The organism is Burkholderia sp. WTPI3, from assembly GCF_021483755.1.
In the GTDB taxonomy this organism is placed as follows: Bacteria; Pseudomonadota; Gammaproteobacteria; order Burkholderiales; family Burkholderiaceae; genus Burkholderia.
Window position 1 is genome coordinate 1 of sequence record NZ_JAGIXF010000152.1, and the last position, 8,746, is coordinate 8,746.

8 protein-coding genes are annotated in these 8,746 nt (G+C 64.7%); 6 read left to right on the forward strand and 2 right to left on the reverse strand.

Annotation, left to right across the window (positions count from 1 at the left end; translation table 11 throughout):
- Nucleotides 1–110: 110 nt before the first annotated feature.
- Complete coding sequence (locus tag J7024_RS35380; protein WP_124830012.1) at nt 111–1,862, reverse strand: ABC transporter permease; 1,752 nt, start codon at nt 1,860–1,862, stop codon at nt 111–113.
- A gap of 80 nt (nt 1,863–1,942) precedes the next feature.
- Entirely contained in the window at nt 1,943–3,532 is a 1,590-nt protein-coding gene (locus J7024_RS35385; RefSeq protein WP_175761733.1) for an inorganic phosphate transporter, read from the reverse strand.
- Nucleotides 3,533–3,789: 257 nt separating this feature from the next.
- Here J7024_RS35385 and J7024_RS35390 point away from each other — a divergent pair, with 257 nt between their 5' ends.
- From J7024_RS35390 to J7024_RS35415, 6 genes are all read left to right on the forward strand, one after another.
- Nucleotides 3,790–4,734, forward strand: a complete 945-nt coding sequence (locus J7024_RS35390) for a metallophosphoesterase family protein (protein ID WP_124830010.1) — start codon at nt 3,790–3,792, stop codon at nt 4,732–4,734.
- Between the two features lie 19 nt (nt 4,735–4,753).
- A complete protein-coding gene (locus tag J7024_RS35395; RefSeq protein ID WP_124830009.1) occupies nt 4,754–5,095 on the forward strand; it encodes a cupredoxin domain-containing protein in 342 nt (113 codons plus the stop codon).
- Between the two features lie 145 nt (nt 5,096–5,240).
- The gene (locus J7024_RS35400) at nt 5,241–5,615 is read left to right on the forward strand and encodes a hypothetical protein (RefSeq protein ID WP_124830008.1); all 375 of its coding nucleotides are present in this window, start codon (nt 5,241–5,243) and stop codon (nt 5,613–5,615) included.
- A gap of 351 nt (nt 5,616–5,966) precedes the next feature.
- Nucleotides 5,967–6,890 (forward strand): LysR family transcriptional regulator, encoded by a 924-nt coding sequence (locus J7024_RS35405; RefSeq protein WP_234745926.1) that lies wholly within the window; start codon nt 5,967–5,969, stop codon nt 6,888–6,890.
- A gap of 25 nt (nt 6,891–6,915) precedes the next feature.
- A complete protein-coding gene (locus J7024_RS35410; protein WP_124830006.1) occupies nt 6,916–7,590 on the forward strand; it encodes a response regulator transcription factor in 675 nt (224 codons plus the stop codon).
- 167 nt (nt 7,591–7,757) lie between these two features.
- Nucleotides 7,758–8,746, forward strand: a 989-nt coding sequence (locus J7024_RS35415; RefSeq protein WP_234745928.1) for an efflux RND transporter permease subunit, incomplete at its 3' end; no start/stop codon positions are given.

The window sequence follows — 8,746 nt, forward strand, 5'->3', positions numbered from 1 at the left end:
GCCGCGGTTCACGTGCTCGACACGCAGGATTTCTTCACCGAGACGCGGCGGCTGGAGCGGCGTCTGGGCAGGGGCGTTGATGACGGTCGAATTTTGCATCGTGCTTACTCTCAATCGAGACGGAGCCGGGATTCCGCATAGGCGTACATCGGACGCCACAGCAGGCGGTTGAACAGGGTAACGAACAGGGACATCACGGCGATGCCCAGAATGATCTTCGGGAAGTCGCCCGCGGCGGTGGTCTGCGCGATGTACGCGCCCAGGCCGTGCGCGACGACCTTCGTGTCGCCCCATTGCACGAACTCGGACACGATGCTCGCGTTCCACGCACCGCCCGACGCGGTGATCGCACCGGTCACGTAGTACGGGAAGATGCCCGGCAGGATCGCTTGCCGCCACCACTGCCAGCCGCGAATGCGAAAGTTCTTCGTCGCTTCCTTGTAGTCGTTCGGATAGGACATCGCGCCAGCGATCACGTTGAACAGGATGTACCACTGCGTGCCGAGCACGATCAGCGGCGACAGCCAGATGTCCGCGTTCAGATGGAAGTGAACGATCACGATGACGAATACCGGGAACAGCAGGTTCGCCGGGAATGCGGCGAGGAACTGCGCGAGCGGCTGGATCTTCTCCGCCAGCTTCGGGCGCAGCCCGATCAACACGCCGAGCGGCACCCAGATCACCGAGGCGATCGCGATCAGCACCAGCACGCGCAACAGCGTGATGAGCCCGAGCACCAGCACGTGGCCGACCTCGCCCATCGTCACACCGGTCGCAACGAAACTGACGACGCGCCATGCGACGTACACCGTCAGCAGGATCACGCACGCGCCCCACACGATGTCGCCGATGCGCGACGCGCGACGGCTCGATGCGGCGCGCGCGCCAACACCCTTGAACGACGGCACGCGCAGCGGCACACGGGCCGCCTGCGACAGCAGCCAGCCGGCCGGCACCAGCAACTGATGGATCAGGTGCGTACGGCGCAGCATGTCGAGCAGCCACGACTGCGGCGCATCGCCCGACGCGGTGTTCTCCATCCGGAACTTGTCGGCCCACGCGACGAGCGGGCGAAACAGGAACTGGTCGTACGCGAGGATCACGACCGACATCGCGACGATCACCCAGCCCACCGCACCGAGGTTCTTGTCCGAGATGGCCTGCGCGAGATACGCGCCGATGCCCGGCAGCGTGATCGTCTGGTTGCCGACGGTGATCGCTTCCGACGCGACGACGAAGAACCAGCCGCCCGACATCGACATCATCATGTTCCAGATCAGGCCCGGCATCGAGAACGGCACCTCGAGCTTCCAGAAACGTTGCCACGACGTCAGGTGGAAACCGCGCGACACTTCGCTCAGGTCGCGCGGCACCGTGCGCAGCGACTGGTAGAAGCTGAAGGTCATGTTCCACGCCTGGCTCGTGAAGATCGCGAAGATCGCCGCGAGTTCGGCGCCGAGCACGCGCCCCGGAAACAGCGCAAGAAAGAACGTGACCGTAAACGAGATATAGCCGAGCACCGGCACCGACTGCAGGATGTCGAGGATCGGGATCAGCACCATGCCCGCACGCCGGCTTTTCGCGGCGAGCGTGCCGTAGACGAGCGTAAACACGAGCGATGCGATCATCGCGGCAAGCATCCGCAGCGTGGTGCGCAACGCGTATTCGGGCAGGTTCGACGGATCGAGCGAGATCTTCTGCGTCTGCAGTACGCCGATCGGCGCCATCGTCTGATGGAAACCGACGATCGCCATCGCGAGCAGGCAGATGATCAGCGGAAACGCGACGGCATCCCAGCGGTTGGGGAGCACGCGCCACGCCGAGGCGTTCGCGGTGCGGTTCGGATCGAAACTGATATCCATCGGTAGCGTCTTGGTCGAATTGAAAATCGATGGGGCCGGCCGCATGACGCGCGGCCGGGCGTGGCATCAGCCGACGCGGCTCAGAAGAGGCCGTGCAGCGCCCAGTACAGGACGGCGGACAGCGCGATCGACGCGGGCAAGGTCAGCACCCACGCGAGCACGAGGTTACGCACCGTGTCCCAGCGCAGCCCCGCGCCGCTCGCGGTCATCGTGCCGGCCACGCCGGACGCGAGCACGTGCGTCGTCGACACCGGCAACCCGTACGCGTCGGCCATCCCGATCGTCAGCATCGCGACGGCTTCGGCGGACGCGCCCTGCCCGTACGTGAGGTGCGACTTGCCGATCTTCTCGCCGACCGTCACGACGATCCGTTTCCAGCCGACCATCGTGCCAAGACCGAGCGCGATCGCGACGGCAACTTTCACCCACGTCGGGATGAACTTCGTCGCGCGGTCCATCTGCTGCTTGAACGCGTCGAGCGCGCTCGCGTCCTCGACGGAGAACGCCGGCGCCTTCGCCTTTTCCATCAGCCGGATCGCCTCGGACGCGACATACATGTTGTTGCGCACGTTGTCGACGAGGCTCTGCGGCACGCTCGAAATGCCGCCGGCCTGCGCGACCTGGTCGGCGATCGTGTCGGTGAGCTTGCGCAGCGCGGGAACTGTCGCGGGCGCCAGCTTGTGGGTGCGCACGTAGGCCTCGACTTCGGCGCGCGCGTCGCCCGACTGCGCGGCGGGGTCCGCGTACTTCACGAGCGTCGTCGATGCGTGGCGCGCGACCGCGACGAACGTGCTCGCCTGGTCGGGCGTCACGGCCTTGTTCAGCGCATAGGCGGTCGGCATCACGCCGATCAGGATCAGCATGATGAGACCCATGCCCTTCTGCCCGTCGTTCGACCCGTGCGCGAACGACACGCCCGTGCACGTGAGGATCAGCAGCAGGCGAATCCAGAACGGCGGCGGCTTGTTGCCCTTCGGCTCCTGATACAGCGCCGGCACCCGCACGATCGCCTTCAGCAGCAGCAACACGAGCGCGGACAGCGCGAAGCCGACCAGCGGCGAGAACAGCAGCGCCTTGCCGACGCCGAGCGCCTGGTTCCAGTCGACGCCGCTCGTGCCCGACGGGCCGCTGACGATCTGGTTCATCAGCCCGACGCCGATGATCGAGCCGACGAGCGTATGCGAACTCGACGACGGCAGGCCGAAATACCAGGTCGCGAGGTTCCACGTGACGGCCGCGATCAGCAGCGCGAACACCATCGCGAAGCCCGAACCGCTGCCGACCTGCAGAATCAGCTCGACCGGCAGCAACTGCAGGATGCCGAACGCGACGGCGCCGCTCGATACGAGCACGCCGCACAGGTTCCACAACCCCGACCACACCACCGCCAGGTGCGGGTCGAGCGAATGCGTATAGATGACGGTCGCGACCGCGTTCGCGGTGTCGTGAAAACCGTTCACGAATTCGAAGCCGAGCGCGATCAGCAGCGCGACGACGAGCAGCAGGAACGGCAGGATCGAGCTCTCCTTGACCGGACCGAGATCCGCGCTCAGGTGAACGCCCACGTAGACGATGCCGCAGGCAATGATCAGAAAAAACAGCGCGAGGCTGATGGTGCGTGTGCGATGGCTGGCCGCACCGCTGGTTTCCGTTGCCGCGAGATTCGGCATGAGGGGCTCCGGATAGGTGTGATTCGGTGTCGCAGGCTATCGGGCGGCCATGACGTAAATGTGACGTGTCACTTACAGGACATTGACAAGTCATCCTGCTATGACCCCGTATCGGCTCGCAGGCCGCGAGCACTGGGGTTCAGCCTCGTAACGCGCGGGAATAAATCCGTCGCCGCATCGGTATCGCAAGCGAACGACGCCGGTTTATTTCCGGACGATCCGGCCGTCCGGTTCCGTCATACGATTGCGAGGCTCACATGTCTTCATCGACTCCCACCCGCCCGTCGCGCCGCAAAGCCCTGCAATGCATGGCGTTCGGCGGCCTCGGTACGCTGTTTACGCTGTCGGGCGGCATCCTGACGCCGTTCGACCTCGCGCTCGCGCAAAACGGCGCGCTTCCCCCCGCCGATGCGGGCCGGCCACTGTTCGTGCAGATCAGCGACACGCACATCGGCTTCAACAAGGACGCGAATCCCGACGTCGCGGCGACGTTGCGACAGACCATCGACCTCGTCAACGGCCTGTCCGCCGCGCCCGCGCTGGCCATCCACACCGGCGACATCACCCACCTGTCCAAACCGGAGGAATTCGACCGCGCGTCGCAGTTGCTGTCCGCGCTGCGCGTGCCGGAACTGCACACGGTGCCCGGCGAACACGACGTCACCGACGGGTCGGGCGCCGAGTACTTCAGCCGGTACGGTAGCGCGTCGAACAACCGCGGCTACTACAGCTTCGATCACGCGGGCGTGCACTTCGTCGCGCTCGTCAACGTGATGCATTTCAAGCCGAACGGGCTCGGCAGCTTCGGCGACGACCAGCTTGCGTGGCTCGCGCAGGACCTGAAGGGGCAGTCGTCGAGCACGCCGATCGTCGTGTTCTCGCACATGCCGATGTGGACCATTTACGAACCGTGGGGCTGGGGCACCGGCGACGCGCCGCAGACGATGGCGCTGCTGCGCCGCTTCGGCTCCGTCACCGTGCTGAACGGGCACATCCACCAGATTGTGTCGAAGGTCGAGGGCAACGTGACGTTCCATACCGCGCGCTCCACCGCGTTCCCGCAGCCAACGGCCGGCAACGGGCCGGGCCCGGTGCCGCTCACGGTGCCGCGCGACCGGCTGCCCGCGATGCTCGGCGTCACGACCGTCCACTTCGCGGGCCATCCGCTCGCATCGTCGCTGCATGACACGACACTCGCATGACACACACCGGGAGACCGACATGAACCTCTTCAGGAAACCGGCGCTGCCGGCCGCGCTGATCCTGTGTGCGGCCATCGGCGGCACACCGCTCGCCGCGTTCGCGCAGGGCCCGTCCGACTCGCTCGTGACGATCCGCAATTTCATGTTTTCGCCGATGTCGACCACGATCAAGGCCGGCACGACGATCACGTGGAAGAACCTCGACGCTGAACCGCATACCGTCGTCAACGACGCGGGGATCTTTCATTCCAAAGCGCTCGACCAGGACGAAACCTATTCGTTCCGCTTCGACAAGCCCGGCGTATACAAGGTGTTCTGCGGGATCCATCCTTATATGAAGGAGACGATCACCGTCGAATGAGCGTGCGGCGGCGCATCGTTCGCGCGCCCCGATGCGCTGCCGCCGTTTAAATAAAGTTTCATCTGGCGACGACGATCTTGCAATCTACGCGCGGCGCGGCGACCCGATAATTCCCGGTGTCGCGTGATTGACGAGGAGACGAGACATGACACGCCCGATGAAGATCGAGATGATCAACGAGTATGGCAAGCAGGCCGTGCTGGTCTCGATAGAGCAGTCGTCGGCCCTGCTGGATCCGGAGGATATCGACGCCGTGATTCAGTATCTGAGCCTGCTGCGCGCGCAGATGCAACCGGCGATTCCCGACGAACCGTCACGCGACGAAAAGTACGTGATGGAACTCGACCCGTGCTGGTACACCGAAAGGCCGCTGCTCTACGATGGCGCCGTGCTGTTCATGCGTCATACGGGCCTCGGATGGACGAGCTTTGCGTTGCCGACCAATAGCCTCAGGCAACTACTGGCAAGCCTGTCGCGACATCTGGAAACCGAAGAAGCGGCGATGAGTCTGCCGAACTGACGCGCAACGCGCGCGTCGATACACCTCGACTTTCCCGGCGCACGTTCCGTGCGCTCCCCGCCGCCGGCGTAACGCGTTCATCGCGTATTCCGGCGCGCGTCGTCGCCTCATCGTCTTCGCCGCCATCAATCATTCGCACTCCGTATATCCAGTGCGATTCCTGCATCGTTCAGCCCGCCAGACACTGCCCCGCCCGCACCCCATTGCCGCTGCGCGTTGCCATCCGCTCTTCGCGCACATATATCCCGGCGTTTTTCACGTCGCGCGAACTTAAGAAAACTTAACCAACGTATCAGCTCCAGTTCGACTCGCCATCGCGGATGATGTTCGCGTCATCTATATGCCGCCATCATGAATCGCTCAAGCGATGCGCGTATTCACGCGCGCGTCGTCGATCTGGCAAGCTTCAGCCTCGCCGCGCGGCAGCTCGGCATGTCGGCCGCGGCAGTCACCCGCAGCGTCGGCATGCTCGAAGCCCATCTGAACATCCGGCTGCTGAACCGCACGACCCGCAGTCTTTCGCTGACCGAGGCCGGCAAGGAATACCTGGACGGTTGCCGCACGATCATCGACAAGCTCGACGAGATGGAATCGAATCTCGTGCAGGCCACCCGCGATCCGCGCGGCACGCTGCGCATTGCATCGTCGATGAGCTTCGCCAGCGCCGGGCTCGGCGCGCTGCTCGCCGCGTATCGTGCGCTGCACCCGCGCGTGAATTTCGACGTCACGACTTCCGGCACGCACATCGACATGGTGGAAGGCGGCTACGACGTGTGCTTCTCCGACGATCGCCGGCTCGCGAGCTCGACGCTGGTCAGCCGGGCGCTGACGACGACGACCGAGCTGGTGGTCGCGTCGCCGGTCTATCTCGCCCGCAACGGCACGCCGCGCGACCCGGGCGAGCTTTGCGAGCACAGCCTGCTGACGGTGTCCGACGGCTCGTCGCGCACCTGGGAATTCGCCGACACGGACGGCAACTACCGCGTCTACGTCGGCGGCGCACTGACGTCGACGGACAGCGGCATGGTACGGATCGCCGCGCTCAACCACATGGGCATCGCGCAACTGCCGTTGCCGCTCGTCGTGCGCGACATCGAGCAGCGCACGCTCGTGCCCGTGCTCGAACAGTACGCGTTCAACGGCGGCCCGCGCTGCGTGTCGATCCTGTATCCGGGCCGCAATTACCTGTCGATGAAAGTGCGCAGCTTCATCGATTTCACCGTCGGCCAGTACCGCGCGCAGGAACAACCTGCACCGCTACTGGCCGTTGCATGACCGCCAGGACGCTCGACGACGCACCATGCCGAGAATACTGACGATCGAAGACGACGCGCTGATCGCACACGACATCGCGCGTACGCTGCATGCCGACGGCCATGTCGTCGACGTCGCACGCACCGGACACGAGGGAATGGTCAAGGCGATGATCGGCGCATACGACGTCGTGACGCTCGACCGGATGCTGCCGGACCTCGACGGCCTCACGATAGTCGCGACCATGCGCGGGCGTGGCATCGAAACGCCCGTGCTCGTGATGAGCTCGCTGTCGGACGTCGACCAGCGCATCCAGGGGCTGCGCGCGGGCGGCGACGACTACCTGATCAAGCCATTCTCGCTCAACGAGATGTCGGTTCGCATCGACGTGCTGATGCGACGCCGCACACACCATTCGAAGGTCGAGACGGTACTGCGAACGGGCGCGCTCGAGCTCGACCTGGTGCGTCGCAAGGTCATGCATCGCGCACACGAACTGGATCTGCTGCCGACCGAATTCCGCGTGCTCGAATTCATGATGCGCCACGCAGGCCGCGTGCTGACGCGCACGATGATCTTCGAGGCAGTGTGGGGCTGCCGCTTCGATCCCGGCACCAACCTGATCGACGTGCACGTCGGCCGCCTGCGCAAGAAGGTCAACCTGCCCGGCGAAGCGCCGCTGATCCGGACCATCCGCGGCTCGGGCTACATGCTCGGCTGACGTCGTGCGCGCTGCCGCGCGCGCCCGACTAAAACTTCTTTCATCTTTCCAGCAGCTTGCTGTTAGGCGCTGCTCTCCAGAATGCACACGTCGGCCGCATGTCAGTGTTTTCCCTGCTCCATGCGAGTCCGCGCCTTCATCGATGCCATTGAACGGAGCAGCGTCTCATGCTGAAAATAGTCCGGCTCGCCTTAACGCGGCCCTACACCTTTATCGTGCTGGCGCTGCTGATCCTGCTGATCGGCCCGCTTGCCGCGCTGCGCACGCCGACGGACATCTTTCCCGACATCCGCATTCCGGTCATCAGCGTGATCTGGAATTACTCGGGACTGCAGCCCGACGACATGTCGGGCCGCATCGTCACCTACTACGAACGTACGCTCGGCACGACGGTCAACGACATCCAGCACATCGAGTCGCAATCGTTCCGCGGCTACGGGATCGTGAAGATCTTCTTCCAGCCGACCGTCGACATCCGCACGGCCACGGCACAGGTCACGTCGATCTCGCAGACGGTGCTCAAGCAGATGCCGCCCGGCGTCACGCCGCCGCAGATCCTGAACTACAACGCGTCGACGGTGCCTGTGCTGCAGATCGCGCTGACGAGCGACACGCTGGACGAGCAGAAACTCGAGGACTACGCGGAGAACTTCATTCGACCGCAACTGCTCAGCGTGCCGGGCGTCGCGATCCCGACGCCGTACGGCGGCAAGACGCGTGAAGTACAGATCGATCTCGACCCGCAGGCGCTGCAGGCGCGCAAGCTGTCCGCGCAGGACGTCGCGAACGCGCTCGCGCAGCAGAACCAGATCATCCCGGCCGGCACGCAGAAAATCGGCCGCTTCGAGTACAACATCAAGCTCAACAACAGCCCGACCGCGATCGACGAGCTGAACGCGCTGCCGGTCAAGTCGGTGGACGGTACGCTGATCTACATACGCGACGTCGCGCACGTGCGCGACGGCTATCCGCCGCAGCCGAACATCGTGCGCGTCGACGGCCACCGCGCGGTGCTGATGAGCATCCTGAAGAACGGCTCGGCGTCGACGCTGTCGATCATCTCCGGCGTGAAATCGAAGCTGCCGCTGATCGAACAGACGCTGCCGCCGGGCCTGAAGCTCGTCACGATGGGCGACCAGTCGACGTTCGTGACAGG

Bases quoted from the DNA above. Each gene is read 5' to 3' on its own strand.
- J7024_RS35395 (WP_124830009.1), top strand. From the start codon at position 4,754: ATGAACCTCTTCAGGAAACCGGCGCTGCCGGCCGCGCTGATCCTGTGT.
- J7024_RS35390 (WP_124830010.1), top strand. From the start codon at position 3,790: ATGTCTTCATCGACTCCCACCCGCCCGTCGCGCCGCAAAGCCCTGCAA.
- J7024_RS35380 (WP_124830012.1), bottom strand. From the start codon at position 1,862: ATGGATATCAGTTTCGATCCGAACCGCACCGCGAACGCCTCGGCGTGG.
- J7024_RS35385 (WP_175761733.1), bottom strand. From the start codon at position 3,532: ATGCCGAATCTCGCGGCAACGGAAACCAGCGGTGCGGCCAGCCATCGC.
- J7024_RS35405 (WP_234745926.1), top strand. From the start codon at position 5,967: ATGAATCGCTCAAGCGATGCGCGTATTCACGCGCGCGTCGTCGATCTG.
- J7024_RS35400 (WP_124830008.1), top strand. From the start codon at position 5,241: ATGACACGCCCGATGAAGATCGAGATGATCAACGAGTATGGCAAGCAG.
- J7024_RS35410 (WP_124830006.1), top strand. From the start codon at position 6,916: ATGCCGAGAATACTGACGATCGAAGACGACGCGCTGATCGCACACGAC.